This window comes from Parabacteroides massiliensis (assembly GCF_900155425.1).
In the GTDB taxonomy this organism is placed as follows: Bacteria; Bacteroidota; Bacteroidia; order Bacteroidales; family Tannerellaceae; genus Parabacteroides; species Parabacteroides massiliensis.
In genome coordinates, this window is record NZ_LT700192.1 from 112000 (window position 1) to 138427 (window position 26428).

Sequence of the window (26428 nt, forward strand, 5' to 3'; positions counted from 1 at the left end):
TTTTATAATACGTTTAACACCTGTTCTTTGATCTGTTCCAGTTCGTCTTTCATCTGGACGACGAGCTTTTGCATTTCGGCATGGTTGCTTTTCGAACCGAGGGTATTGATCTCTCGTCCCATTTCCTGAGCGATGAAACCGAGCTTTTTGCCTTGTCCGTGTCCGCTTTCCATCGTGCTGATGTAATATTTCAGATGATTGTCCAGGCGGTTCTTTTCCTCGTTTACGTCCAGTTTTTCGATATAATAGATCATCTCTTGTTCGAACCGGTTCTTGTCGTAGTCCTGTCCGGCAATCTTTTCGAGATTATCCATGATGCGGGCTTTGATCTTTTCGATCCGTTCTTTTTCGTACAGTTCCACTTCTGATAGCAGACGGGCTATGTTGGCAATTTTCTGTTCGAACAGTTTTTGCAACATGGCGCCTTCCTGGATACGGAAATCGCAGAGATGCTTGATGGCCTCTTTGATCGCTTTCTCAACCACGTCCCATTCCTCTTCGTTTACTTCCTGGGCCTCTGTCTTGATCACGTCCGGCATGCGGAGCAGTGTCTGGAACCAATCGGAGGGAAGCCCGATGTTCAGGTGGCCGGCGATATCTTTGATTTGATTGTAGTAGTTTTCCACCGCAGCCAGGTTGATTTGTGTGGGTGTGTCTTTGCCGATATACTCGATGAATATATTGAATTCGACTTTTCCACGTTCAAGCGATTGGAGTAACAAACTGCGTATTTGCATTTCTTTTTCTTTGTAGATGGAAGGAATGCGGGTGGACAAATCCAGTTGCTTGCTGTTCAGAGCCTTTATTTCTACGGTTACTTTTTTAGAAGGGAGTTCGGTTGTAACCTTACCGAATCCTGTCATTGATTGTATCATTGTTCTAAAAATTTGTGCAAAGATAACTAATCAATTGACAATTGACAATCGACAATTGACAATTATTTATACTTTTGCATCCATTATCAATCAATTGGCTTTTGATACATTATATAATGAATGTCAATTGCCAATTGCCAATTGTCAATTATTATGTCTTGTCTATTAAATATCGAAACATCGACATCTGTTTGTTCCGTAGCATTGTCTATGGATGGTGAAGTCCTTTTTGAGAAGGCCTCGTTTGACGGTCCTTCGCATGCAGCCCTGTTAGGCGTGTTTGTGGAAGAAGCTCTTTCTGTATTGAAAATGAAAGGCCGGAAAGCTCCGGATGCCATAGCGGTCAGCAGCGGTCCCGGTTCTTATACCGGTTTACGTATCGGCGTGTCTGTCGCAAAAGGCCTTTGTTTTGGCTTCGGTATTCCTCTGATCGGTATTCATACGTTGGATATCCTGGCTGCAACTGCTATTGAGAAGAACAAGCCTGCTGGCGATTGCCTGTATTGTGCCATGTTGGATGCCCGGCGTATGGAAGTCTATGCTGCTATTTACGATGCATTTTTGACGCCTGTCCGCCCGGTGTCGGCCGATATAGTCGAAGCCGGAACGTATGCTTCTTTCCTGGAAAAAGGGAAAGTTTGTTTCTTTGGTAACGGTGCCACCAAATGCAAACCGGTCATAACTTCTCCGAACGCACTCTTTATCGAGGACGTCCATCCGCTCGCCGTAAACATGATCCCGTTGGCAGAACAAGCCTTTGCCGCCGGCAAGTTTGAAGACACGGCCTATTTCGAGCCTTTCTACTTGAAAGAATTTCAGGCGACGGTTGCAAAGAATAAGGTGTTAAGGGGATTGGACTAAGTTCCCCTCTTAATCAATCGTCCCCTTGTGGTAACAATGATCGTTCCGATGTCGGCTACGATTCTGGCTCTGTCTTTCATTGGCGCCATAAATAATTGAAAAGAGATGAACGGAAAAGATTTAACTCAAGGGAGCATCCTCGGCAACATCATGACATTCTCTTTGCCATATATGCTCGCTTACTTCTTGCAAATCTTATATGGACTTGCCGACCTTTATGTCATCGGACAGTACTGCGATGTGGACAGTACCACTGCTGTGTCAAATGGTGCACAAGTGATGTATATGGTAACCGTGGTGCTCATCGGGCTTGCCATGGGGACGACTGTTCTCACCGCACGTGCCGTAGGCGCAAAGGACAGCCCGAGGGCACGTATCATTGTCGGCAACACGATAACCATGTTTGCTATCATTGCCATCGTGCTGATGGTTGTGCTGCTATGTTTGAGAGGATGGATCGTGGGCGTGATGGACACGCCGGCAGAGGCAGTTGATGGCATGAAGCATTATCTCACGGTGTGTTTTACCGGCATACCATTCATTATCGCCTATAACATCATCTCCTCGATATTTCGTGGATTGGGCGACTCGCGCAGTCCGATGTATTTCGTAGCTGTGGCATGTGTGATAAACATCGCTCTCGACTATCTTTTCATCGGTTTCTTCGAGCTTGGCGCAATGGGGGCTGCCCTTGGTACGACCTTGTCGCAAATGACAAGCGTGTTGTTTGCCTTTGTGACGATACGCCGCCATCGTGGAATACTGGACGTATCACGTTCCGACCTGTATCCACACCGTGACGTGATAAAAAATATTTTGAAGATAGGTGTGCCGATAGCCATGCAGGATGGATTCATACAAGTATCGTTCCTTGCCATTACAGTTATAGCCAACCAACGTGGACTCATTGATGCGGCAGCCGTAGGTATCGTGGAGAAATTCATCGGTCTTGTATTCATCGTCCCTTCAGCTATGCTCTCTACCGTGTCTGCCATTTCCGCGCAAAATATCGGAGCGGGAAATATGGAACGTGCCAAGCGAACCATGCGTACCGCTATGATGATAACCACTGGCTATGGTGTGGTGTGTGCGGTTGTGCTGCAATTTATTCCACAGTTGGCTGTCGGAATATTTACGGACAATGCACAAGTGTTGGCACAGGGTGCGGATTATCTTCGCGGCTACGTTTGGGATTGTATCTTCGCAGGCTTGCATTTCTGCTTCAGTGGTTTCTTCACGGCTTGTGGTTTCTCCGTCATATCTTTCATACACAACAGCGTTTCGATAGTCTGTGCTCGTATCCCTCTTGCCTGGCTCTCGTCAACCCTGTATCCGGAGACGCTCTATCCTATGGGGCTAAGTACATGTATAGGATCTATGCTTTCATGTTTGATATGTGTAGGAGTGTATTGGTGGATGAAGAAGAAAGCGTATTTTTGATTGTACCAAAACATTAGAAATTCAAATTGGCAAATGCAGCTTAGCATAACATGATTCGTGTACATGGCTTTTCTTTAGGTTGATGTTTTACACACTATAGAATCTATATGATATATACTATCATACTATCATGTTTTATCATAAAGATAATACATTCAACAAAATAGCATATGATAGTATGCTGTTTTATACTATCATATGAACTATCATACTATCATAAATCAATATGCCTTTGACGGTCTGTGATAATATTTGTCAATGTTTGCCATTTGTGTTTGAAAACACTTGATAATCCTTGGTTATTGTCTATATAATGTGTATATTTGTATATCCTTTTTAGCTGGACATCCGGGTCTGTCGGGTATCGAGATCCGGGTCTCGACATAGATGAGATGGGGGTCTGTAGACTGTTAAAATGGGGGTGTTAGTGAGTTTTTCATACATTGTTTAATGTTAAACGTAGTATATTATGGCACATTTTTATGTAGTCCGGCAAAAAGTGGATAAGACAAAAGATGCAAAAAAGTCCCTTTATTATGGAGTACCGGTCACTTGTGGCCGGATCACGACAAGAAAATTAGCCGAATTGGTAGCAGATCGCTGCTCGCTGAGTCCGGGAGATGTCCTTGCGGCCGTATGCGAGGTGGGAAATGTGATCTTGGAACGATTGGGAGAAGGTTACTCGGTCGAGTTGGACAGTTTTGGCGATTTCTATTTGTCGGCCGGTAGCGAAGGGTATGAGAACCCGAAGGATTGTACGCCTCATCGGGTGAAAGCCCGCCGTGTCTGTTTCCGGATGGCTTCGGATGTGCGTAAAGGAATGAAGTTTGTCAAATTTGAGAGGAGACTTAGGTGATGCAGGTGACACTTTACAGACATAAGAAAGGTGAGTTGCGGATGTGCTCGCGCGACATCGGCTATATCGCCGGGTTGCTGAAAGAGGAGAAAGGGGCGGAAGAAGCCTTGTTCGCCCGCCAGAAACTGAATATGGCGTTTTTGGCGCGGACGACAGATTTGACGGGAAAACTTCCGGTTTTAGTCTTTGCCGCAACTTACAAGAAGCATGACGGGAAGAGGATGTTGAGGCGTTATAACGGGTATGTCTTGTTGGAAGTGAACGCATTGGGGAGCTTGGCGGAGGCAGAGGCTGTCCGTGGCGAAGCTGCCGCATTGCCACAGACTTTATTGGCTTTTGTCGGGTTAAGCGGACGTTCGGTCAAGATCGTGATCCCTTTTACTCTTCCGGATGGAACTTTGCCTAAAAGGGAAGAACAGGCACGCTTGTTTCATGCAACGGCTTACCAGTTGGCGGTCCGTCATTTCCAACCGCAACTCAGAAGTATTATTTCTTTAAAAGAACCATTGGTATCGCGGGGATGCCGGTTCAGTTTCGATCCGGATGCATATTACAATCCTGATGCGGTGGCGATCAGGATCGAACAGCCTTTGCAGATGCCGGACGGGGGTGACTTGAAAATTGTGCAGGCGCCTCCGGCAGATCCGTTGGACAGGATGGTTCCCGGTGTGGAACGTAACGGACAGATCGCCACTTTGTTCAGCGTAACCCTGTTGGAGATGGTACGGCGGTTCGAGGAAAATCCCGAAGGCGACTTGCAGGCGTTGTTCATCGAACTGGGCCAGGCTTGTTGCCGACTGGGGATACCGGAGGAGGAGGCGGTGAGCTGGACGTTGCGCTACGAGGCTTTGAAGAAATACAAGGTGGATATCCGTGCGACATTCCGTTCGGCTTATACTTTGCAAAACCTATCGAGACCGATAGAGCCGTTTTCGGTTCTTCCACCGTCCATGTCATTGGTGTTGCAACTGGACGAATTCATGAACCGACGTTACTTTTTCCGGTTTAATGAGATGAGCGGGGAGGTGGAATATCTGGATCGTTCGGTGATTCAGTTTGTTTTTAAGCCTTACACGATGAAGGTGCGTAATTCCATTTGTTTGGAGGCGCAACAGGAGGGGCTGAATGTGTGGGACAAGGATATCGACCGGTATGTTAATTCCGATCGTATTCCGGTGTATCATCCGATCGACCATTTTCTTGAAAATCTTCCGGTTTGGGATGGAAAAGAACATATCGGGGCATTGGCCGGACGTGTTTCTTGTGATAGTCCGGTATGGGGCGATCTTTTTTATCGTTGGTTTCTGAGTATGGTCGCGCATTGGATGGAACTGGATTTGGTACATGGAAACAGCACGACACCCTTGTTGGTCGGCGATCAAGGTTGCGGAAAATCCACGTTTTGTTTGAATTTGTTGCCCCCTGTGTTACGGCCTTATTATACGGACAGTATTGATTTCGGTAATCGGCGTGAGGCAGAACTGGCCCTGCATCGGTATGCTTTGATTAATATTGATGAGTTTGATTCCGTAAAAAGCTCCCACCAAAGTTTTTTGAAACATATCCTGCAAAAAGCGGTTGTGAATACCCGCTTGCCTTATCAGAGCTCGAATCGCAACCTGCGCCGTTATGCAACCTTTATTGCGACCAGCAACAATTACGACTTGCTGACAGATCCGACCGGAAGTCGGCGTTTCATTTGCGTGGAGGTAAAAGGGCGGATCGATTATGCCCAGCCGGTCGATTATGAGCAGTTGTATGCAGAGGCGAAAGAATTGTTGAGGCGGGGAGAACGTTTTTGGTTTACTCCGGAGGAAGAAGCGCTGATCACCGAAAACAATAAGGATTTCCAGCAGCTGCCGGCCGAAGAGCAACTGTTCTTACGTTATTTTAAGATTGCAGAGGACCTTGAAGCGGTAAAACCGCTCTTGGCATCCGAGATATTGGACATGATTGCAGAAAAACATCCCGGTTTTAACATAACAAAAACGATGATCCTCAATTTTGGCAAGCTTTTAAAGCGGAATAACGTTCCAAATAAACGCATGGTGAAGGGAACTTGTTATTATGTGGAAGAATTAAACGATTGATTTTTATAGTATTGCCTATTGGCGATATGATGGTATGATAGTAGCCATGATAGTTGATAATTAGACTATCATGGCTGTTTTATGTTTATAATCAGTTAGTTCTGATTGATTATGATAGTATGATAGTATTTGAGGTGAAACATGTCTCTTGTTATAATGTCCGCTCTGTTAAATAAGGAGTAATAGTAAAGAACGGTTAAACCAAAAAAGGAATTGCCTTGTTTTATCTGCAAATCAATATTGAAGAATAGACATGAGACGAAAGAATACGAATGTACTGCTGATCTTCGGGGTGGTGATTGCGATTGTCCTGCTAATGATCTGGTTGTTTTTGGGAACGACATTGGAGCAGGAAGCTAATCCTGAAACAGACCCGATGACCATCGAACAAAATATCTGATAAGGCCGGTTGCAAAGAAAAGCCTCCGCATCAAACGATATGGAGGCTCTTCTATGTTGTATGAATTTGATTATGCTAAGAATCCCAGCAGGATACCGGCTGCTACGGCAGAACCGATTACACCTGCTACGTTCGGACCCATGGCGTGCATCAACAGGTAGTTGGTCGGATCGTATTCCAGACCTACGTTCTGAGAAATACGGGCAGAGTCGGGCACGGCAGACACACCGGAGTTACCGATAAGCGGATTGATCTTATTGCCTTCTTTCAAGAACAGGTTGAAGAACTTCACGAACAGGATACCTGCGCAAGTTGCGATCACGAAAGACAAAGCTCCCAAACCGAAAATCTTGATGGAGTTCAAAGTCAGGAACTGGGTTGCCTGCGTGGAAGCACCTACCGTGATACCTAACAAGATCGTGATCGTATCGATCAGCGGACCACGGGCTGTTTCAGCCAAACGACGTGTCACACCGCTTTCTTTCAACAAGTTTCCGAAGAACAGCATACCTAACAGAGGCAGGCCGGAAGGAACCAGGAAGCAAGTCAGCAACAGACCAACGATCGGGAATACGATCTTTTCCGTTGATGAAACGGCTCTCGGCGGTTTCATACGGATCAGACGTTCTTTCTTCGTGGTCAGCAAGCGCATGAACGGTGGCTGGATGATAGGAACCAATGCCATATAAGAGTAGGCTGATACCGCAATAGCACCCATCAGGTTCGGAGCTAACTTGGAGGAAAGGAAGATAGCTGTCGGGCCGTCAGCACCACCGATAATACCGATAGCACCGGCTTGGTTCGGCTCGAATCCCATCTGAAGGGCGATGATATATGCACCGAAGATACCGAATTGGGCTGCAGCACCGATCAACATCAACTTAGGATTGGAGATCAGGGCGGAGAAGTCGGTCATAGCCCCGATCCCGAGGAAGATCAGCGGCGGATACCATCCGGAGGTTACACCCTGGTAGAGGATGTTCAGCACAGAACCTTGTTCGTAAATACCTACTTGCAATCCTGCATCTTTGAACGGAATGTTACCGATCAGGATACCGAACCCGATAGGGATAAGGAGCATAGGCTCGAATTCATATTTAATAGCCAGGAAAATAAACAACAGACCGACGAGGATCATGATGATGTGACCCGGTGTCGCGTTGTAGACTCCTGTATAAGTGAGGAACAACTCCAAGTTTTCACCCAAGAACTGGAGAAAACTTTCATGAGCCGCACCTGCTGCCTGTAATAATACTGATCCTAACATAATATTATCCTATTACGACGAGGTCAGCACCTTCCAGTACGGAATCCCCTTTGTTTACTTTTATTTCAATGATCTTGCCGTCACGGTCGGCGTTGATGTTGTTTTCCATCTTCATGGCTTCGAGGACAAGCAGATTCTGGCCTCTCTTGACAGCATCACCGACTTTGCAGTTAACTTGTAGGATGACACCTGGCAGCGGAGATTTGACAGCTCCTTTGGTGGTTGAGGCTGCCGGGCGTGAAATAACCGGTTCGCCGCTTGCCGTGGTTGGAGCCTGAGCCGGACGTTTCAGCGTAACCATTTGTTTTTTCGCCGGTTTCTCCATTTTTACCTGGTAGGGCGTACCGTTTACTTCTACTTCTGCGATATCATCCACTACCGAGTTGATGTGTACTTTATATACGTTACCGTTAATAGTATATTTAAAACTTTTCATTCTTGTTTGTTTTTAGAGATAATTACTTTTTGGGAACTTCACGCAGACCATAAATCTTGGAGCTCCACGGAGAATAAGATCTTTGAACTTTACGGATCGTCAGAACCGTGTGTTCGATGTCGTGGTTGTCATCGCTCATTTCATACAAAGCTGCACCGATAGCCGCAAAGATTTCTCCGGATTCCTGGCCGGCATTGTCTGCAATGACGGCTTCCCCGGCTGCTTTCTGTGCATTGCGTTTGCTGGCAGCAATCGAGAGTTTGCCGATTTGTTTAAAGATGATGAACAACAGGAATAGTCCGGAAAACACAACTGCCATGGCAGTCAAGGTCATACCGATACCCCAAGAGTCATTTTCTTTAAAGTTCTCGATTTTCTCGTTAGAGTCCAATGTCACGTTGTTGGTGCTGGGAGTAACTTTTGATAAAGTTGCCCATTTGCCTTCTCCATCTAACGTTCTACCATAGCTGACATCCGCTTTCTGTGAAGCCGGAACAACGATCTCGTCGATCAAAGTCTTACCGTCTGCATCATATAAAGCAATGTAATTTTCTTTTGATGGGTCAAGAGTGAAATTAACATGGAATGTTCCTCGATTAGGCTCTCCATCCGCCCAGAACAAGGTGTGCTGGCGGGGAGGAATGACTGTCAGAACGTCGCCCTTAGGAATCGGATATTTTTTAGGGTTGCTCTTGTCGTCAGTCAAGTAACAACCGGCGATATTGACCGAACCGGCCGAATTGTTGAACAATTCGATCCAGGCATGGCGTTTGCCGTAATCATCAACGAAGTTATCTTCATTGATGACCAGCACTTCATTGATTCGCATGGAGGTTGCACGCTGTGCTTTTGCCCCGAATGAAACGAGCAAGGCAAACAGCAGCAATACCCCTATTTTCTTATTGATCATATTCATTTCCTGTTTTAAGAATTATAGAGGCAGATTGTCATGTTTCTTAGCAGGATTGCTTAACTTCTTAGTCTGCAATTGTTGTAAAGCGCGAATAATACGGAAACGAGTGTTACGAGGTTCGATAACATCATCGATATAACCATATTGAGCAGCATTGTACGGGTTCGCAAATGCTTTTTTGTATTCGGCTTCTTTTTCAGCAGCGCAAGCTTTCGGATCTTCCGAGGCAGCCACTTCTTTTGCGAAGATGACTTCTACGGCACCGCTCGGGCCCATAACAGCGATTTCGGCTGTCGGCCATGCGTAGTTCATATCACCGCGCAGATGTTTGGAACTCATCACACAGTAGGCACCACCGTAAGATTTACGCAATGTTACGGTTACTTTGGGCACTGTAGCTTCGCCGTAAGCGTAAAGCAATTTGGCTCCGTGCAGGATGACACCGTTATATTCCTGGCCTGTACCCGGCAAGAATCCCGGTACGTCGACCAATGTAACCAATGGAATGTTGAAAGCGTCGCAGAAGCGGACGAAACGGCCTGCCTTGCGGGAAGCGTTGCTATCCAGGCAGCCTGCCATTACTTTCGGCTGGTTGGCTACGACACCGACTGTCTGGCCGTTGAAACGGGCGAACCCTACGATGATGTTCTTTGCATAGTCGGCATGTACTTCCAGGAACTCGCCGTTATCGATGATGGTCCCGATAACTTCATACATGTCATAAGCCTGGTTAGGGTTGTCAGGGATGATGTCGTTCAGGTTGTCATCCAGGCGGTCGATCGGATCTTTACATTCGATCAGCGGAGTTTCTTCCAGGTTGTTTTGTGGCAGGAAGCTGATCAATTTGCGGATCAACTGCAAACCGTCTTCTTCCGTATCGACTGCGAAGTGAGCCACGCCGGATTTGGTCGTGTGTACGCTTGCACCGCCCAACTGTTCCTGTGTCACGTCTTCGCCTGTAACGGTTTTGACTACTTTCGGACCGGTCAGGAACATGTAGCTTGTTCCGCGGGTCATGATGTTGAAGTCTGTCAGGGCAGGAGAATAGACCGCACCACCGGCACACGGGCCGAAGATACCGGAAATCTGGGGGATAACACCGGATGCCAGGATATTGCGTTGGAAGATTTCAGCATAACCGGCCAAAGCATTAACACCTTCCTGGATACGTGCGCCACCCGAATCGTTCAAACCGATAACGGGAGCGCCCATCTTCATTGCCTGATCCATGACTTTGCATATCTTCATGGCCAATGATTCTGACAAAGCACCGCCGAATACGGTAAAATCTTGGGCATAAACATATACCAAACGTCCGTCGATCGTACCGTAGCCGGTTACGATACCGTCACCCAGATACTTGGTCTTTTCAATGCCGAAGTTTGTACAACGGTGTTGTACGAACATATCGAATTCTTCAAAACTCCCTTCATCCAGCAACATGGCAATACGCTCGCGTGCCGTGTATTTACCTTTTTTGTGCTGAGATTCAATTCTTTTCTCTCCACCACCTAAACGAGCTGTTTCGCGAAGGGCGATAAGCTCCTTTACTTTTTCAAGTTGGTTACTCATTGTATTATAGATTTGTTGTTAGAAATGAACTATTTAATTGCCAATTGTCAATTATCCATTGTCAATTGGTTTTTATTTCCCCGGCATGCAAAGTTCGGTCAGAACGCTACAAGTCGATTTCGGGTGAAGGAATGCGATGCTCAAGCCTTCTGCACCTCCGCGCGGAGCTTTGTCGATCAACCGGACGCCTTTTGATTCTGCTTCGTCCAATGCAGCCTGTACGTCGGGAACAGCAAATGCGATATGGTGGATGCCTTCACCTTTCTTTTCGATGAATTTCGCGATTGTGCTGTCTTCGCTTGTCGGTTCCAGCAACTCGATCTTGGTCTGACCGACTTTAAAGAATGCTGTTTTTACTTTCTGATCGGCAACTTCTTCGATGTTGTAGCATTTCAGTCCTAAAACTTCTTCATAATACGGCAGGCAAGCTTCGATGCTCTTTACTGCGATACCCAAATGTTCAATATGTGTAAGTTCCATGTCAATAATAATTTAATGATTAAATATTGTTTTTTGTTCTATGTGGACAAAGGTACACTCTTTTTATTAATAGAGAAATAATTCATTAATATTTATCAGCATGATTTGGATATGTTTAAAAAGCATATATTTGGGACTGTACGCTTAAAAATCAACAATAAGACGAACATTCAACTGTCGGCCTGTCAGGTAATTGGGGATCGCGTACTGGTGGTTGTCTATATTGGTGATCCAATAATAGGAACTTGTGTTCTTTATGTCGAACAGGTTGAAAATGTCGAGTCCGAGCCAAATGTTTTTGAGGTTGCGGAAAAATCCGCGATCCATAATCGCATCCGTTCCCCCGGCAAGCTGGTAAGAAAAACCGAGGTCCACACGTTTGTAGGTCGGAGTGCGGAAATAACCGTCCTCGTAGCCTGTACGTGGGGCTGTGACGGGAAGGCCGCCGGACAAGACGCCTTTCAGATTCAGTTTGACGCGTTTGTAACCGGGAAAATAATCCTGGAAAAAAAGCGATACATTGTAGCCTTGGCTGTTGGGCATCGGGACATACTCGCTACCTCGGATGCTTTGCTCCGCTTTCATCAGGGAGAAACTGATCCAGGAGTCCGTACCCGGAACAAATTCGCCGAAGAATTTGACATCGAGACCCATTGCGTGACCTTGGGCGCAGTTCTCGCCGTAGTACCGGATCTTGACATTATCTACCGTATAAGGGTTCAGGTTGTCCAATTTTTTGTAATACATATCGGCACTGACTTTAAAGTTCCGGCCGGAGGCCCGGAAGGTATAATCGCCTCCTGCAATGACATGGATGGAGCGTTGCGATTTCAGGTCGTTGTTCAGCTGTATGATGCTGTTGCCGTGTTCGTCCTGTACGGTCGTACGCAGTTCCTTGTAGAAAGGAGATTGGTAATACAGGCCGGAAGCCAGGCGGAATGTCAGGTTCTGGTCGAAATTAGGAATGAAACCGATTGATGCACGCGGGCTGAATATGAATTCCTTGTTATAGCTCCAGTAACTGCCGCGTATGCCGCCGACCAGCGTGAACAGGCCTTGTTTGGTGCGGAACTTGAACATGTCCTGCAAATAGCCGGAAATGCGTGTGCTTTCCAGTTTATTATCCGAAAACAGGTTTGCGATCACGTTGACGTTTCCGCCTCCTTGTGGCAACGAGTATCCGGCAGAGTCGCGTTTTTCCCATTCGCTGATCTTATCGTTGATCTTTTCCAACTGGACGGTGGCGCCCCATTTCAACGTGTTGTTTTTCACACGGGCGACACCATAGTGGCCGACGTTCATGATGTTGGAATGCAGGCGGTTGCGGGCGTGTTCGTTGTAGCGTGCGATGGATAAGTTCTGTATTTCACCTCCGCCTTCTTCGGCCGCATCTCCCAACCAGTAATCGCCGGCAATGTCATATCCTTCCTCTTCCTTGCTGGTGAAAGCAGAGGCCTGCAAGCCGAGCTCCGTATTGTCGTTCAGGTTGTGCTTTAAAGTGAGCGCTCCGAATAGCGTTTCGAATTTGTCCCGTTCTTGTCCACTCATAAACACCTTGAATTTTTTTGCGTTCGTTACCGTTCCGAAAGAAGTTTCGCGGGTGTGGGGAATGAACTTGTAATTGTTTATGGCCAGGTTTCCAAGGAAGTTGATCTCCCATTTCGGGGTGAACTTGTATGTCATGTACGTCTGCAAATCAATGAAATTCGGATCATATTCGGCATCCGTGTCGGTCGTTTTCAAAAGAGAACGTCCTGTTTTGTAGCGAAAACCGGTCACCTGCGTGAACTTGCCGGACGAGCTGCCCACATAGGCATTGGCTCCCAGCAGGCTGGCAGAGGCCGAACCTTCGAATCCTTTCGGCTTTTTGTAGGTGATATCCAGCACGGAGCTCATCTTGTCTCCGTAACGGGCTTCAAATCCTCCGGCAGAAAAATTGACGGATTCCGTCATGTCCGGGTTGATAAAACTCAGTCCTTCCTGTTGTCCTGAACGGATGAGCAGCGGGCGGAACACTTCCAGTCCGTTCACATATACGATGTTCTCGTCATAGCTGCCGCCACGTACGGAGTATTGTGAACTTAATTCGTTGTTGGAAGTAACGCCTGCAAATGTGACGACCAGGCTTTCAATGCTCCCTCCGGCAGGGTCGGGGAGCAGCTTGACGCGGTCGGCATCGAGGGTTTGAAGGGTGGATGTCTGTCTTCGGATAGCGGTCGCTGTCACTTCTCCCAATTCGATAGAGGTGTAGTTCATCTGCACGTTGAGCCGCATGTCGCCGGTTACCTGCGGAATGATCCTTTCGGCCTTGTTGTAACCCAGGCATGAATAGATGAGCGTCACCGAGTCGCCGGTAGCGACCGAAAGCGAGTAGTGCCCTTTTTCGTTACTCATCGCTCCGTTTAACGTATTCTTGACCCGAATATTGACCAAGTCCAACGGATTGCCGTCCGCATCGCGGATGTAACCGCTGATTTTGGCATGTCCTTGCCCGAAAGCATGTATCGAAAATAATATATATAGTAGTATTGCTATTGCACGAATCTTCATATTCCATCTAATTGTAAATCTACTAACGCGGGAAACAACGATTTATTTTCAAAGGAAGTCAATTTCTCACTATCTTTGTGCCATATATAAATAATTTCAAGGAAAGAAAATGCCTTTAAACCTACAGAAGAACTTACCAGCTGTTGAGCTGTTGAAGAAAGAGCACATCTTTGTGATGGACTCGTTACGTGCGTCTGAGCAGGACATTCGTCCGCTACGTGTGGTTGTGCTGAACCTGATGCCGCTGAAGATCACGACGGAGACAGACCTTGTCCGCCTCCTGAGTAATACTCCCCTGCAAGTGGAGCTTGACTTTATGAAGATAAAGGGCCATACTCCCAAGAACACACCGATCGAACACATGCGGGAATTTTATAAAGATTTCGACGAGATGCAGGATGATTTCTACGATGGCATGATCATCACAGGTGCTCCGGTAGAGCAGATGCCTTTCGAGGAAGTGAACTACTGGGAGGAAGTGACCGAAATATTCGACTGGGCGCGTACGCATGTGACGTCTACCTTATATATATGTTGGGCGGCACAGGCGGGGTTGTACCATTTCTACGGCATACCCAAATACGATCTGCCAGCCAAGATGTTCGGCGTGTTCCGCCATACGTTGCGCGAACCTTATGTACCGATCTTCCGTGGCTTCGACGACGAGTTCTACGTGCCGCACAGCCGGCATACGGAGATACGTCGTGAGGATGTGATGAAAGTTCCCGGATTGACGCTCTTGTCCGAAAGCGAAGAGTCCGGTGTCTATATGGCGATGGCGCGCGGAGGACGCGAGTTCTTTATCACCGGGCATTCCGAATATTCGCCCTACACGCTCAACGACGAATATATGCGCGACGTGAACAAAGGATTGCCTATTTCCATTCCTCGCAACTATTACCGTAATGACAATCCGGCTCTCGGACCGGTGGTCCGTTGGCGTGGCCATGCCAATCTGCTGTTCACCAACTGGCTGAATTATTACGTTTACCAGGAAACCCCGTTCCGCATCGAGGATATCAGCAAGTTGGGCGATTTATGAGACTTATAAGGCAATGAAGAACCTGGTTCTTCATTGCGGGAAATAAATAATGAGAAATAACATCATGCAAACAAAATCCCGTCCTATAGAACTTCTCTCTCCGGCTAAAGACCTCAATTGCGGGATTGAAGCGATTAATCACGGTGCCGATGCCGTATATATCGGTGCGCCCAAGTTCGGTGCGCGTGCTGCTGCGGGCAACTCTTTGGATGACATACGCGGACTTTGCGAGTATGCGCACCTGTATGGCGCCCGTATCTACGTTACGCTCAATACGATACTGAAAGAAGAGGAGCTGGATGAAGCCGAACGGATGATCTGGGATCTTTGGCGTGCCGGAACGGATGCCCTGATCGTTCAGGACATGGGAATTACCCGGCTGAACCTGCCGCCTATCCCGCTTCACGCCAGTACGCAGACGGATAACCGCATGCCGGAAAAGGTCCGTTTCCTTGAAGCTGCCGGTTTTACGCAGGTGGTGTTGGCACGTGAGTTGTCGCTGAACGAGATCCGCCGGATAGCGGAAGCGACTACCGTCCCGCTGGAAGTATTCGTGCATGGTGCTCTTTGTGTCAGTTATAGCGGGCAATGTTACCTGAGTGCCGCCCTGAGCGGACGCAGCGCCAACCGCGGGGAATGTGCCCAATATTGCCGCCTGCCCTATACGATGGTCGATGCGGCGGGGACGGAGATCGTCAGTAACAAACATCTGCTTTCGCTCAAAGACATGAACCGTTCGGACCAACTGGAAGCCCTGTTGGATGCAGGCGTCTCTTCCCTCAAGATCGAAGGACGGTTGAAAGATGTCGGCTATGTAAAGAATATCACGGCTTATTACCGGAAGAAGTTGGACGCAGTCTTGTCCCGTCGCCCGGAATATCGCCGTGCTTCTGCCGGGCGAAGCACCTATACGTTCGAGCCGGCAGCCGAAAAGAGTTTTAACCGCGGGTTTACCCCGTTTCTTCTGGAAGGGCGGACGGCGGACATTACCGCTTTCAATACGCCTAAATCGCTCGGTGAACCTGTCGGAACGGTCAAAGAGATCAAAGGTAATTCCTTTACCGTTGCCGGCCTGAAGCAGTTGAATAACGGAGACGGACTTGTCTTCTTCAATAAGAAAGGCGAATTGGAGGGTTTTCGTGTAAACCGGGTGGAGGCAAACCGGGTGTTCCCGTTGGATATGCCGCAACTTGCCCCCAAGACTCCGCTTTACCGCAATTTTGACCAGGCATTTGATAAATTGCTCGCCAAACCTTCAGCCGAACGCAAGTTGTCCGTGAAGATCGAGTTTCTGGATAATCCCTTCGGTTTCACGCTTTGCATGGAAGATGAGACGGGAGCGCGGATCATGCTGACCGAGCCGTTCGCGAAAGAGCCGGCTCGCCGTGAGCAGCAGGATAATATCCGGACACAGCTGTCCAAGTTGGGGAATACGCCTTTCGAGGTATCGGAGGTTATGGTCGGTTTGTCTGAAAACTGGTTCGTTCCCTCTTCTCTGCTCGCCGATATGCGCCGTAGAGGGGTGGAGAAGCTGTTGGAAGCACGCCGCGCCCGTTATCCCCGTGAGATGGCGAAACATGTGCTTCCGTCCGAATCGAGGCCTTTTCCCGAACGCAGCCTGACTTATTTGGGAAATGTCGCCAACGGGAAAGCCCGTTCGTTCTATCGGGATCACGGAGTGGAACAGATCGACCCGGCATTCGAACTGTCTCCCCGGAAAGATGTTCCGCTGATGTTTGCCAAACACTGCCTGCGCTACAGCATGGGATGGTGCCCTACTTATCAGAAGAACAAATCTCCCTATAAGGAACCGTATTATCTGCTTTATAAAGATACGCGCCTCCGGTTGCAGTTCGATTGCAAGCATTGTCAGATGTTGGTATTTGAAAATTGAAAATTATGAGAACACGATTATTATTGTTTTGTTTGTCTTTGTTGACTTTGGCTTCTTGTGCAGAGAAGCCGTTGGATCCGGATAAGCCGGTTTATGTAACGGTGAGTACTTCAATGGGGGATGTTACGGTCCTGCTTTATGACGATACGCCTTTGCATCGTGATAACTTCATCAAGCTTTGCCGGTCAGGCGAATATGAAGGAATGCTGTTTCACCGTATCATCAAGGACTTTGTCGTTCAGGGCGGCGATCCGGCCAGCAAAGCGCATGAACCTCATGTGCTTTATGGCGATGGTGACGGTGGTTATACCGTTCCCGCCGAGATATTGCCCCAGCATTTTAATAAACGCGGCGCTTTGATCGACGCGAAGGAAACCGACGATGTGAATATTGAACGAGCCTCTGCCGGCACGCAATTCTGTTTCGTGCAGGGGAAGAAGTTGACGGATGAAGAGCTGGCACAGAAAGAAGCCCGTATCAACGAGATACGCCGTAACTGGTTGTTCTATAAATTTCAGGATCGTTTGAAGAAACAGGAACCTTCCTTGGCTGCCGATTCGATGAAGACGGAGTTGGAGAACCGGGCGCTCGTCATGTTGGAAGATACGCTCGATGTACTGGGATATTATACGATTCCAGCCGACCGTCGCGAGATTTACAAAACTGTCGGTGGCGTTCCGCATCTGGACGGATCGGTGACGATCTTCGGGGAAGTGGTGGAAGGCTTTGATATTGTCGAGAAGATGTCGCTTGTCAAGACGGACAAGAACGACCGTCCGGTGAAAGACGTCGTGATCCGCTCGACAAAAGTATTCCAGAAGTAGAAGTATCGATGGAAAGTCGTGTTAAAACCGTACATTTGTAGAAACCTGTAAACAAAACAGAATGAAACCTGCTCTAACTTATTACGCTCTATTGGCCTTACTTTTAGTACTCTGTTTTTCCTGCAAAACAGATTCGGAGAAGAAAAAGTATGTTATTGGCGTCTCGCAGTGTACGCTTGAAGGTGTCTGGCGTAAGTCGATGCTGCTGGATATGAAGGTGCAGGCCTCCGAATATCCGGGTGTCTCCCTGTTGGTCGAGGATGCGGCGGACAGCAGTTTGTTGCAGGTGGAGCAGATACGCAGCCTGATAAAGCGAAAGGTCGATCTGCTGATTATCTCAGCCAACGAATCGGAACCTGTCACTCCCATTGCGATCGAGGCTTATCGTGCCGGTATCCCGACTATCCTGGTAGATCGGAAGATCAGTTCGGATGAATATACGACTTATATCGGCGGCAATAATTACGATATCGGCCGGCAGGCGGGCTTTTTCGTGAACCGCCAGGTGAAAGAGAAATATCCTACCGTGTTGGAAATATGGGGCTTGCCCGGCTCTTCTCCGGCACAGGATCGCCATCGCGGTTTTATGGATGTCTTGAACTCTCGCATTAAGGTGAGAGAGATATTCGGGAAATGGAAATCGGAAACGGTGGAGAAGGACATTGCGAGAATGGATTCGCTGGAGGAAGTGGATGTCGTGTTCGCTCATAACGATGTGATGGCGATGGCTGCCCGCAGGGCGATCGAAAAGAAGCATCCCGGATTGGCAGACCGGATTCGTTTTGTGGGGATCGATGCCGTATCGGGACATGGTTCGGGGTTGGAAGCCGTCATGCACGGAGAATTGGCCGCTTCGATCTTGTATCCGACGGGTGGAAGCCTGGCTATCCGTGTGGCTATGCAGATATTGAACGGAGAGGAGGTGCCACGGCAATATTTGCTCTCTTCGGCCTTGGTCGATAAGGACAATGCCGGGACGCTGTTCATCCAGTCCGAACAGGTGGTCGACTACCAGCAACAGATCGAGTTGCAACGAGAGAATTTAGAGAGCTTGCTTTCCAAATATACGTTCCTTCAAAACTCTGTCGGCATCATTCTTTTGTTGATGGGACTGTTGCTTTTGTCTGCCTTGTATGTGATTCATGTGAACTGGACGGTGAAACGGAAGAACCGTGAGTTGAAGCGCACGAATCTGCAGGTACAGCAGCAAAAAGAAGAATTGGCGGAGGCTAACCGCTATATCGAGAAGTCAACGACTCAGAAACTGCAATTCTTTACCAATATCACGCATGAGATAAAGACACCGCTGACGCTTATCCTCGGTCCGCTCGATAAGCTCTCGAAAGAGGCGCCCGAAGGTTCTTCGCTGGCAGACGATATCCGTATTATCCGAAAAAACGCGGAGAGGCTGAAGAGGGTGGTGGATCAGTTGCTCGATTTCCGGAAGGTGGAGAGCAATAAGATGAATATGCGGGTCAGTGAGGTGGATTTGGTCGCTTTTGTGGCGGAGGTGAAATCTTGTTTCGATACGATGGCTGCTTCCAAGCAGATTCATTTCACGTTTGAGCACGACTGCCCTTCTGTCAGTATATGGGTGGACCGGGACAAGATGGAGAAGATTCTGACCAACCTTTTGTCCAACGCTTTCAAGTTTACACTGGATGGAGGGACGATCACGGTCCGCCTGAAAGATAAAGACGGTCTGGTCGAGCTTTCTGTCGAAGATAACGGCAAAGGCATTCCGCCGGAGAACATAGCTTCCGTCTTCGACCGTTTTTTTACCGGTGACCAGAACTACGTGACAGGAACGGGGATCGGTCTGCATCTGACGCGCGAGTTCGTCCATATGCACAAGGGGACGATCCGGGTGACGAGTGTCCCGCATAAGAGTACCGTCTTCACGGTCGAACTGTTGAAAGGCAAATCTCATTTTGACGAATCCTGTACGTTCGACCTTCCCGTAAACGAACTTTCCAGTGGTGTCGCCAATCTGAACACGGACGAAATGCAGGCGGCTTTGAAACGTACCTATGATTATACGGTTCTGATCGTAGAAGACGATCCGGATATACGAGGTTACTTGCAGACGGAACTGAAACGAAACTTCCATGTGTTGGTAGCCGATAATGGCGTGAAGGCGTTGGAAGTGTTGATGAACGAAGAGGTCTCGATGGTTGTCAGCGATGTGATGATGCCGGAAATGAACGGTTTCGATCTTTGCCGCAAGATTAAGTCGGATATTGTCCTGAGCCATCTTCCGGTTATGTTGTTGACCGCCTTGTCTGACGACAAGCAGCAGATGTACGGTATCGCAGGCGGTGCGGATGCGTATATCCAGAAGCCGTTTAATATAGAAGTGGTGAAATTGCATATCATCAAATTGTTGGAAGACCGTGCCCGGTTGCGTGAGGCTTATGCCCGCGATGCTTCTTCGCCGGTCGTCTCCGTGAAAGAGGAGAAAGCGGAAAGCATGGACGATCTTTTTATGAATCGTTTCTTGAAACTGATAGAAGAGTCGTATGCCGATCCTGATTTCAGCATCGAGAAAGGAAGTGAGAAGTTGGGGTTGTCACGCGTGCATCTTTACCGGAAAGTGAAGGAACTTGCCGGAGTGACGCCGACTGACTTTCTGCGTAACTACCGTTTGAAGAAAGCCGCTGCCCTGCTCCGCCGGAAAGCCGGGAATGTGAACGAGGTAGCTTATGCGACGGGTTTCGGTTCGCCTGCTTATTTCTCGAAATGCTTTAAAGCCGTTTATAATATTACTCCGACGGAGTATCTGGAAAAAGAATGATATCTTCCCTTTGATAAAGCTCGTTACATTTATGTAACATCTGTATATGTTGCTTGAAAATAAGTGTATTATGTAACAAACGTTATCAATCCTGTAGCATTTGTTATCGTCGTGTCCGTCATCGGCTTCTATCTTTGCAGCGTGGAAAACAGAATTATCCTTGTCAAATAAACTATAATAAAACAAATGCAAGTCAACAATAAAAAACCGGTCGTAGTAGGCATAGGAGAACTCCTGTGGGACATGTTGCCGACAGGAAAGAAAGCAGGCGGTGCTCCTATCAACTTTGTCTACCATGCTTCAAGGCTGGGGGCGGAAGGATATGCAATCAGTGCCGTTGGAGATGACGAACTCGGAAATGAAATCCTTAAAGAACTGGATAATAATTCGATTCGATATCTGATCGAGAAAGTCCCTTATCCGACCGGGACGGTACAGGTTACTTTGCAGAATGGCGTTCCGGACTATATTATTAATGAACGTGTAGCTTGGGATCATCTTTCACCGACATCGAATGCGATTGATCTGGCTGAACGGGCAGATGCTATTTGTTTCGGTACGTTAGGACAGCGCTCCACACAGTCGAGAGAGACGATACAGGCAATTCTTTCTTTTGCCCCGGACGACGCTTACCGTTGTTTTGATATCAATTTGCGTCAGCATTATTATACGAAAGAGTTGATCGAAGAATCGCTCTACCTCGCAAATGTGCTGAAAGTGAATGACGGTGAGCTGCTTGTCCTGCGGGATATGTTTCATTTGGAAGGAACGGACAAGGAAGTGGCACATTGGTTTATAGAACGCTATAATCTCCGTTTGGTGGTTCTGACTGCCGGAGGTGCTTACAGTACGATATATGCCGCTAATGAAGAATCGACTTTGAAGACCCCGGAAGTGCAGGTGGCTGATACGGTCGGGGCAGGTGATGCTTTTTCCGGTGCGCTGATCATCTCGCTGCTGAAAGGGGCTTCGTTGAAAGAAGCGCATGAGTTTGCCGTTCGTACAGCTGCTTATGTTTGCATGAAAGAGGGGGCTTGGCCGGCATACGAGGAATAGGAAACTTGGGAAAAAAATATATATATACACGATTAATAGGTTGTTTTTTAGGTTAGAAAGATTGTTTAGTGATAGGAAACCTTAACGTAGAGTAGAACAAAAAGAAAAAGATGGTTGATGTTTAGGTTTTTAGTTTTTTTTGTTTTGGTTGATTGAATGGCTCGGAACTTCCGGGCCATTTTTATTGTTGAATAGCTATAGAAACATAAATAATGAATGATATGGACAATGATTTTACCAAAATTCCGGAGAATGCCGAATCGAAAGCGTCAGACAGGGAAAAAGAAGACTATCCCGTACAACAAGTAGCCGTGACTTACCCGATAGGTGAAAAAGAAGTGAAGGATGCCGTAAAGGAGCTCAATCCTGATACGGATAGCCTCGGAAGCAGAGGATAAAGGGGAGGGAGATTGTCAAATCTCCCCTTCCATTTTATATCTTAGCTGGTCCAGCATCAAAGCGACTTCGGCCTCTTCAATACCGGCAATCAGCAGATCGGCTACGTCTTGGTTGAACTGTTCCTGAAACTTAAGGAAGTTGCCGTTTTCCTTTTGCACCGCCTGCTGGTAAAAGGAAAGCGCTCCTTTGATGTTTTGCAAGGCCCATTCTGTATGACCGGCATTCAGCAGGTCTTGTGTGTTGGGTTGGTTATCCAGTATCTTTTTATAGTAATTTCGTGCCTGATCGTATTTTCCTGTCAGGAAAGAGCACCATGCGATAGGTCGCCATGCTTTATGGCTTTTGTTGTCCAGGTAATCGACTTTGAAGAAGCATTTCAAAGCCTCGTTATAATCCTTTAGTTCGAGATGGCAGTGCCCGATGCTGATTTGAACCGACAAATTGTCCGGATTTAAAGCTTCGTACCGATGGTAATATTTCAGGGCTTCTTTCGGTTGTTTGAGTGAACGGTAGCAACCGGCGATTCGCCGGATCACCCATTTGCTTTCGGAATTCAGTAAGTCTGCGTGCAGGTAAGCATCCAAAGCACCCTTCAAGTCCCCTTCCATTTGCTTGCAGTAGCCGATTTTCTGAAATAGGATGTCGCTATCCTGATCCGTTTCCGCCAATTGGCTGAATATCGTCAGTGCGTCACTGAAATAATTTTTACGGAGGTAATATTCGGCGATGGTCGTAAGGCTCTCTTTGTCCGATATGTAAGGGCGCAGGATGGCCAGGTTGTGAAAGTCTAACGACATTGTGAAAATATCCGTAAAATCCAAATGGCTTGGATATAATTTGAAGAAACGATATAAGTCTTGTATGTATTGTCCGATGATCGTATCCAGTTTTCCACGTTTGCTGATCAATTCCTCTTTATTCTGTCTGATCATTTCAGTGGCTTGGCTGTCGAACTGGTTCATCATCATCTTCCGGGCTTCTTTCGGCAGTTGCATCATGCTGAAATAAAGCGAGTATTTATCCGAATTGCACATAAAAGCCGCCAATGTCATGGAGTCGAACATCTGCTTTTCAGCTTCGTTATCCGGGGTGAACTGGTCGTCGAAATAAGAATGATCGATCGTGAACGGAAGCAGCCAGTTGCTTAACTCGCGGAAAAAAGGAAAGTTCTTCAAATGAACGAAAGTCGAGTGCATGACGTCAGCTCCTTCTTGCTGAAGTTCTCCGAACTCTTCCATCTTTTTGCCAAGATTGCTGTCTGAGAAAACGTTTTCCCATTCCGGGTTCATTTCTTCTCCCAACTGCTCAGAGGTGAGATCTTTCAAGTTGATTTTATTGCTGATCTTCGGACTTAGTTTCATCATCTCCGGGATGATTTCATCCTGTAGCTTGCGGGTGATCTTTTCTGTTTCGCGGGCTAAGATGAAGCGCAGGATGATTGTGCGGATCGTCTTGGTGAACCCCGGAACTTCGGCCAATGCGGACAACCGGTTGGCTATCTGTGGGTATAAGTCGGTCCGTTTTCGATATGTATATAAAGAGATCAGGAGTGAAATCAAAGCTCTGGCTTTGATCTCTTCGTCCGGATGGTTGGCGGCGTCGAACAGTAAAAGCATCTTCTCTTTGTCGAATGCCTCTTGCAATCCCAACATCAAGGCGGAAACGATCTGGCAACCGGTTATGAAAGGCAATGTATTGTCCAGAAGTATGCCGCGAATATCCTCCACCTCTTCTTTCTTCAGAAAAGATGATACCCATATTTTGTTAAAGAGGAGAATATTCGAAGTATCACACTCTTTGTGCTTTCCGGCTTCATGTTCCAACGCTAATTGGCCGTGCAGCTGTTTATAGGTGAGAGGTGGTTGTATGTTCAGACTTCTTCGGCGGCTGTAAAAGGATAGGGGAGATTCCACTGCCAAAGCCTTTTGCTTGACTAAATCGGCCAATTTATAGACAGAAGCCTGTAAGTTGTTGTATATCTGCTCTTCCATCGGGTCTTTTGCTCCTTCGATCCGGTAGCGCAACATATACTTGTAGGTGTCCTGCAATTCGTTCAGTTTATCCTGAAAAGAATATTCGCGACTACCTGCAATAAGAGCCTGTAAAGAATCGAAGGCATTCTTTAATTCTTTACTGTCCAATGAACCGATTATGCGGTTGTATGCTTTGTTTATTTCTTGTAGTGTCATATATTATTAACAACAAATGGTATGCCAAATGTATAACAATTTAGCCTAAAATTTCTATCTTTGCATACCTAAATAAAATTAGCAGATGAAGAATATCCGCAATTTCTGTATTATTGCCCATATTGACCATGGTAAAAGTACTTTGGCCGACCGTTTGCTTGAGTATACCAAGACAGTAGAAGGTAAAGATTTGCAGGCACAGGTTCTGGACGATATGGACCTGGAGCGTGAACGAGGCATTACGATCAAGAGTCATGCCATTCAGATGAAGTATAATTATAAAGGAGAAGAATATATCCTGAATCTGATCGATACTCCGGGGCATGTCGATTTTTCGTATGAAGTTTCCCGTTCGATTGCCGCTTGTGAAGGTGCTTTGCTGATTGTTGACGCAGCTCAGGGCATTCAGGCACAGACTATTTCCAATTTGTATATGGCAATCGAGAATGATCTGGAGATTATTCCGGTCTTGAATAAGATAGACCTTCCGAGCGCTATGCCGGATGAGGTGGAAGATCAGATTGTCGAACTGCTGGGATGCCCGCGGGAAGATATTCTCCGGGCGAGTGGTAAGACGGGCGAAGGGGTCTATGACATTTTGAATAAGATCGTCGAAAAAGTGCCGGCTCCGGAAGGTGATCCGGAAGCCCCGTTGCAGTGTTTGATTTTTGACTCTGTGTTTAATTCCTTCCGTGGCATCATTGCATACTTCAAAGTTGTAAACGGAGTGATCTATAAAGGAGACCATGTCAAGTTTATAGCAACCGGTAAGGAGTATGATGCCGATGAGGTCGGCGTTTTGAAACTTACGATGTCGCCTCGTGATGAGATCCGTACCGGAGATGTCGGTTATATTATTTCCGGTATTAAAACATCCCGTGAGGTTCGGGTAGGGGATACCATCACCCATGTGGCTCGTCCGGCAAAGGAAGCGATTGCCGGGTTCGAAGAAGTGAAACCGATGGTCTTTGCAGGTGTTTATCCGATCGATAGCGAAGATTTTGAGAATTTGCGTGCTTCTTTGGAGAAACTTCAATTGAACGATGCCTCTTTGACTTTCCAACCCGAAAGTTCGGCGGCATTGGGCTTTGGTTTCCGTTGTGGCTTCCTGGGATTGTTGCATATGGAGATCGTGCAGGAGCGTTTGGACCGCGAGTTCAATATGGATGTGATCACGACCGTTCCTAACGTGTCTTATAAGGTTTACGACAAGAAAGGCAATTGTACGGAAGTGCATAACCCGAGCGGTTTGCCCGATCCTACATTGATCGATCATATCGATGAGCCGTATATCCGTGCGTCAGTCATTACCAATACGACTTTCATCGGTCCGATCATGACACTTTGTCTGGGTAAGCGCGGCATATTGATCAAGCAGGAATACATATCCGGTGATCGTGTCGAGATTCATTATGATATGCCATTGGGTGAAATCGTAATCGATTTCTATGATAAGTTGAAAAGTATCTCTAAGGGATATGCCTCTTTTGACTATCATATCCATGATTTCCGTCCGAGCAAATTAGTTAAACTGGATATTCTTCTGAATGGAGAACCGGTAGACGCTCTTTCGACGTTGACTCATGTGGACAACAGCGTGACCTTTGGACGGCGTATGTGCGAAAAGCTGAAAGAACTGATTCCTCGTCAACAGTTCGATATCGCTATTCAGGCGGCTATCGGAGCGAAGATCATTGCTCGTGAAACGATAAAGGCGGTTCGTAAAGACGTGACGGCCAAATGTTATGGCGGCGATATCTCCCGTAAGCGTAAGTTGCTTGAAAAGCAGAAGGAAGGAAAGAAACGAATGAAACAGATCGGTACGGTCGAGGTTCCGCAGAAAGCATTCTTGGCTGTGTTGAAATTAGATTAATAGTTCGGATCAAATAAAAAAAGGATGAATCGGTTAAAGATTCATCCTTTTTTATTACCGTAGAGATTGGATTTTAATATTTTCTTTCCAGAATCCAAGCATCGTGAAAGTTAGGTGCATATTTTGCTTTGATTGCATCGCGGCTGTCTGCTGCATCGGCCTTGTCATTAAAGCTGGCAACGATCACACGAAGCATGCCTTGTTCGTTTTCTCCCAAAACAGCGTTATATCCGTCGTTCTGCATACGTTCTTTCAAAGCGTAAGCATTTGTTTTGTTCTTGAAACTGCCGATAACAACACTATAACGTTTCAGTCTGCTTGCGTCCTCACCCTGTGCAGCATTAATTCTTTCTGCGCGTGTGCTGACGTTGGATGTTCTCGGTTTAGAAACCGGAGTTACCTCTTCAACTACTTCCTCTTCTTCGACTACCTCAACCGGAGCTGTCGATTCTTTTTCTTTTGCTTGTTCGTAAGCAGCCTTATACGCACTCTGTTTAGGTTTACAAGAACCTAATGCTAAAACCATACACATGGAGGCTCCAAATAACCAAATCTTATTCATACTGTTCAGTTCTTAAATTAATGGGACAAAGATATAAATTATATTTTGTACTTTC

General features: G+C 47.0%; 21 protein-coding genes. 12 read left to right on the plus strand and 9 right to left on the minus strand.

Features of this window, described 5'->3' with window-relative positions:
* Nucleotides 1–2 precede the first annotated feature (2 nt).
* Nucleotides 3–875, minus strand: coding sequence for a YicC/YloC family endoribonuclease (locus BQ9893_RS19315; RefSeq protein ID WP_075967563.1), 873 nt, complete (start codon nucleotides 873–875; stop codon nucleotides 3–5).
* A 153-nt stretch (nucleotides 876–1028) separates the two neighbouring features.
* On the opposite strand from BQ9893_RS19315, the gene tsaB reads away from it, so the two are divergent.
* From tsaB to BQ9893_RS21780, 5 genes are all read left to right on the plus strand, one after another.
* A complete protein-coding gene (gene tsaB, locus BQ9893_RS19320) occupies nucleotides 1029–1736 on the plus strand; it encodes a tRNA (adenosine(37)-N6)-threonylcarbamoyltransferase complex dimerization subunit type 1 TsaB (protein ID WP_075967564.1) in 708 nt (235 codons plus the stop codon).
* 105 nt (nucleotides 1737–1841) lie between these two features.
* Nucleotides 1842–3176 (plus strand): MATE family efflux transporter, encoded by a 1335-nt coding sequence (locus tag BQ9893_RS19325; RefSeq protein ID WP_075967565.1) that lies wholly within the window; start codon nucleotides 1842–1844, stop codon nucleotides 3174–3176.
* A gap of 469 nt (nucleotides 3177–3645) precedes the next feature.
* Nucleotides 3646–4032: an HU family DNA-binding protein gene (locus BQ9893_RS19330; RefSeq protein ID WP_075967566.1), complete on the plus strand. Its 387-nt coding sequence runs from the start codon at nucleotides 3646–3648 to the stop codon at nucleotides 4030–4032.
* A complete protein-coding gene (locus BQ9893_RS19335) occupies nucleotides 4032–6122 on the plus strand; it encodes a BT4734/BF3469 family protein (protein WP_075967567.1) in 2091 nt (696 codons plus the stop codon). The genes BQ9893_RS19330 and BQ9893_RS19335 overlap by 1 nt, the downstream gene beginning before the upstream one ends.
* Before the next feature lie 253 nt (nucleotides 6123–6375).
* The gene (locus tag BQ9893_RS21780; protein WP_167369892.1) at nucleotides 6376–6522 is read left to right on the plus strand and encodes a hypothetical protein; all 147 of its coding nucleotides are present in this window, start codon (nucleotides 6376–6378) and stop codon (nucleotides 6520–6522) included.
* A 70-nt stretch (nucleotides 6523–6592) separates the two neighbouring features.
* Here BQ9893_RS21780 and BQ9893_RS19340 read toward each other — a convergent pair whose 3' ends face one another.
* The 6 genes from BQ9893_RS19340 to BQ9893_RS19365 form a co-directional block, all read right to left on the minus strand.
* Nucleotides 6593–7789 (minus strand): sodium ion-translocating decarboxylase subunit beta, encoded by a 1197-nt coding sequence (locus BQ9893_RS19340; protein WP_075967568.1) that lies wholly within the window; start codon nucleotides 7787–7789, stop codon nucleotides 6593–6595.
* Nucleotides 7790–7793: 4 nt separating this feature from the next.
* Entirely contained in the window at nucleotides 7794–8225 is a 432-nt protein-coding gene (locus tag BQ9893_RS19345; protein WP_075967569.1) for a biotin/lipoyl-containing protein, read from the minus strand.
* A gap of 22 nt (nucleotides 8226–8247) precedes the next feature.
* Complete coding sequence (locus BQ9893_RS19350; protein ID WP_075967806.1) at nucleotides 8248–9135, minus strand: OadG family transporter subunit; 888 nt, start codon at nucleotides 9133–9135, stop codon at nucleotides 8248–8250.
* Between the two features lie 21 nt (nucleotides 9136–9156).
* Nucleotides 9157–10710: an acyl-CoA carboxylase subunit beta gene (locus tag BQ9893_RS19355; protein ID WP_075967570.1), complete on the minus strand. Its 1554-nt coding sequence runs from the start codon at nucleotides 10708–10710 to the stop codon at nucleotides 9157–9159.
* Nucleotides 10711–10782: 72 nt separating this feature from the next.
* Nucleotides 10783–11190, minus strand: a complete 408-nt coding sequence (mce, locus tag BQ9893_RS19360) for a methylmalonyl-CoA epimerase (RefSeq protein ID WP_075967571.1) — start codon at nucleotides 11188–11190, stop codon at nucleotides 10783–10785.
* A gap of 144 nt (nucleotides 11191–11334) precedes the next feature.
* Nucleotides 11335–13740: a TonB-dependent receptor gene (locus BQ9893_RS19365; protein WP_075967572.1), complete on the minus strand. Its 2406-nt coding sequence runs from the start codon at nucleotides 13738–13740 to the stop codon at nucleotides 11335–11337.
* Between the two features lie 109 nt (nucleotides 13741–13849).
* On the opposite strand from BQ9893_RS19365, the gene metA reads away from it, so the two are divergent.
* From metA to BQ9893_RS21785, 6 genes are all read left to right on the plus strand, one after another.
* Nucleotides 13850–14782, plus strand: a complete 933-nt coding sequence (metA, locus tag BQ9893_RS19370) for a homoserine O-acetyltransferase MetA (protein ID WP_075967573.1) — start codon at nucleotides 13850–13852, stop codon at nucleotides 14780–14782.
* A 64-nt stretch (nucleotides 14783–14846) separates the two neighbouring features.
* Nucleotides 14847–16676, plus strand: coding sequence for a peptidase U32 family protein (locus tag BQ9893_RS19375; protein ID WP_075967807.1), 1830 nt, complete (start codon nucleotides 14847–14849; stop codon nucleotides 16674–16676).
* A gap of 5 nt (nucleotides 16677–16681) precedes the next feature.
* The gene (locus tag BQ9893_RS19380) at nucleotides 16682–17500 is read left to right on the plus strand and encodes a peptidylprolyl isomerase (RefSeq protein ID WP_075967574.1); all 819 of its coding nucleotides are present in this window, start codon (nucleotides 16682–16684) and stop codon (nucleotides 17498–17500) included.
* Nucleotides 17501–17561: 61 nt separating this feature from the next.
* Complete coding sequence (locus tag BQ9893_RS19385; protein WP_075967575.1) at nucleotides 17562–20294, plus strand: hybrid sensor histidine kinase/response regulator transcription factor; 2733 nt, start codon at nucleotides 17562–17564, stop codon at nucleotides 20292–20294.
* A 186-nt stretch (nucleotides 20295–20480) separates the two neighbouring features.
* On the plus strand, nucleotides 20481–21350 hold the full coding sequence (locus BQ9893_RS19390; protein WP_075967576.1) for a carbohydrate kinase family protein: 870 nt from the start codon (nucleotides 20481–20483) through the stop codon (nucleotides 21348–21350).
* A 221-nt stretch (nucleotides 21351–21571) separates the two neighbouring features.
* Nucleotides 21572–21748, plus strand: coding sequence for a hypothetical protein (locus tag BQ9893_RS21785; RefSeq protein WP_167369893.1), 177 nt, complete (start codon nucleotides 21572–21574; stop codon nucleotides 21746–21748).
* A 15-nt stretch (nucleotides 21749–21763) separates the two neighbouring features.
* Here the strand turns inward: BQ9893_RS21785 and BQ9893_RS19400 are convergent, their stop codons facing one another.
* Complete coding sequence (locus BQ9893_RS19400) at nucleotides 21764–23938, minus strand: tetratricopeptide repeat protein (protein ID WP_075967578.1); 2175 nt, start codon at nucleotides 23936–23938, stop codon at nucleotides 21764–21766.
* An 85-nt stretch (nucleotides 23939–24023) separates the two neighbouring features.
* On the opposite strand from BQ9893_RS19400, the gene lepA reads away from it, so the two are divergent.
* Nucleotides 24024–25811, plus strand: coding sequence for a translation elongation factor 4 (lepA, locus tag BQ9893_RS19405; protein ID WP_075967579.1), 1788 nt, complete (start codon nucleotides 24024–24026; stop codon nucleotides 25809–25811).
* A 73-nt stretch (nucleotides 25812–25884) separates the two neighbouring features.
* Here lepA and BQ9893_RS19410 read toward each other — a convergent pair whose 3' ends face one another.
* Nucleotides 25885–26373 carry an SPOR domain-containing protein gene (locus tag BQ9893_RS19410; RefSeq protein WP_075967580.1) on the minus strand — a complete coding sequence of 163 codons (489 nt, stop codon included), beginning with the start codon at nucleotides 26371–26373 and terminating at the stop codon, nucleotides 25885–25887.
* Nucleotides 26374–26428: the final 55 nt, after the last annotated feature.

Bases quoted from the DNA above. Each gene is read 5' to 3' on its own strand.
- BQ9893_RS19315 (WP_075967563.1), bottom strand. From the start codon at position 875: ATGATACAATCAATGACAGGATTCGGTAAGGTTACAACCGAACTCCCT.
- tsaB (WP_075967564.1), top strand. From the start codon at position 1,029: ATGTCTTGTCTATTAAATATCGAAACATCGACATCTGTTTGTTCCGTA.
- BQ9893_RS19325 (WP_075967565.1), top strand. From the start codon at position 1,842: ATGAACGGAAAAGATTTAACTCAAGGGAGCATCCTCGGCAACATCATG.
- BQ9893_RS19330 (WP_075967566.1), top strand. From the start codon at position 3,646: ATGGCACATTTTTATGTAGTCCGGCAAAAAGTGGATAAGACAAAAGAT.
- BQ9893_RS19335 (WP_075967567.1), top strand. From the start codon at position 4,032: ATGCAGGTGACACTTTACAGACATAAGAAAGGTGAGTTGCGGATGTGC.
- BQ9893_RS21780 (WP_167369892.1), top strand. From the start codon at position 6,376: ATGAGACGAAAGAATACGAATGTACTGCTGATCTTCGGGGTGGTGATT.
- BQ9893_RS19340 (WP_075967568.1), bottom strand. From the start codon at position 7,789: ATGTTAGGATCAGTATTATTACAGGCAGCAGGTGCGGCTCATGAAAGT.
- BQ9893_RS19345 (WP_075967569.1), bottom strand. From the start codon at position 8,225: ATGAAAAGTTTTAAATATACTATTAACGGTAACGTATATAAAGTACAC.
- BQ9893_RS19350 (WP_075967806.1), bottom strand. From the start codon at position 9,135: ATGATCAATAAGAAAATAGGGGTATTGCTGCTGTTTGCCTTGCTCGTT.
- BQ9893_RS19355 (WP_075967570.1), bottom strand. From the start codon at position 10,710: ATGAGTAACCAACTTGAAAAAGTAAAGGAGCTTATCGCCCTTCGCGAA.
- mce (WP_075967571.1), bottom strand. From the start codon at position 11,190: ATGGAACTTACACATATTGAACATTTGGGTATCGCAGTAAAGAGCATC.
- BQ9893_RS19365 (WP_075967572.1), bottom strand. From the start codon at position 13,740: ATGAAGATTCGTGCAATAGCAATACTACTATATATATTATTTTCGATA.
- metA (WP_075967573.1), top strand. From the start codon at position 13,850: ATGCCTTTAAACCTACAGAAGAACTTACCAGCTGTTGAGCTGTTGAAG.
- BQ9893_RS19375 (WP_075967807.1), top strand. From the start codon at position 14,847: ATGCAAACAAAATCCCGTCCTATAGAACTTCTCTCTCCGGCTAAAGAC.
- BQ9893_RS19380 (WP_075967574.1), top strand. From the start codon at position 16,682: ATGAGAACACGATTATTATTGTTTTGTTTGTCTTTGTTGACTTTGGCT.
- BQ9893_RS19385 (WP_075967575.1), top strand. From the start codon at position 17,562: ATGAAACCTGCTCTAACTTATTACGCTCTATTGGCCTTACTTTTAGTA.
- BQ9893_RS19390 (WP_075967576.1), top strand. From the start codon at position 20,481: ATGCAAGTCAACAATAAAAAACCGGTCGTAGTAGGCATAGGAGAACTC.
- BQ9893_RS21785 (WP_167369893.1), top strand. From the start codon at position 21,572: ATGGACAATGATTTTACCAAAATTCCGGAGAATGCCGAATCGAAAGCG.
- BQ9893_RS19400 (WP_075967578.1), bottom strand. From the start codon at position 23,938: ATGACACTACAAGAAATAAACAAAGCATACAACCGCATAATCGGTTCA.
- lepA (WP_075967579.1), top strand. From the start codon at position 24,024: ATGAAGAATATCCGCAATTTCTGTATTATTGCCCATATTGACCATGGT.
- BQ9893_RS19410 (WP_075967580.1), bottom strand. From the start codon at position 26,373: ATGAATAAGATTTGGTTATTTGGAGCCTCCATGTGTATGGTTTTAGCA.